Genomic DNA, 721 nt, shown 5'->3' on the forward strand with positions numbered 1-721 from the left:
ACGGCCAGCTGGAGCTGCACGGCGCCCTGGTCGCCGAGGGTGAGCGGGGCCTCGATGGCCAGCTCCTCGACGGTGTCGCAGCCGGCCTCCGCACCGGCCCGCAGGGCCAGTTCGACGAAGGCGGTGCCGGGCAGCAGGACGGTGTCCATGACCGTGTGGTCGGTCAGCCAGGGGTGGGTGGAGAGGGCGAGGCGGCCGGTGAGGACCAGGCCGTCGGAGGCGGGCAGCGGCAGGGTGGCACCGAGCAGCGGGTGCCCGGCGGTGTCGAGGCCGGCCGCGAGGACGTCCTCGACGGAGACGCCGACGTCGAGCCAGTAGCGCTTGCGCTGGAAGGCGTACGTGGGCAGGTCGACGCGGCGGGCGCCGGTGCCGGCGAAGTACGCCGTCCAGTCGACGGTGACGCCGTGCGCGTGGGCCTGGGCGAGGGCGGCGGCGAGTGCCTCGGCCTCGGGGCGGCCCTTGCGCAGCACGGGTACGCGGACGGCGGCCTCGGCGGTGTCGTCGGTCAGGCAGTCCTGGACGAGAGCGGACAGCACACCGTCGGGGCCGAGTTCGACGTACGTCGTCACCCCGGCCGCGGCCAGGGCGCGGACGCCGTCGAGGAAGCGGACGCCCTCCCGGACGTGCCGGACCCAGAACTCGGCCGAGCCCATCTCGTCGGAGACGAGGGCGCCGGTCAGGTTGGAGACGACCGGGATGCGCGGGGCCCCGTACACCAGGC

The 721-nt window shown here is 75.3% G+C and carries 1 pseudogene; it reads right to left on the reverse strand.

Annotated features, from left to right (window positions below):
- Positions 1-721, reverse strand: a pseudogene (locus tag OG982_RS30880) (polyketide synthase dehydratase domain-containing protein); the annotation flags it as partial.

Origin of the sequence: Streptomyces sp. NBC_01551, from assembly GCF_026339935.1 — a bacterium.
GTDB lineage: Bacteria > Actinomycetota > Actinomycetes > Streptomycetales > Streptomycetaceae > Streptomyces.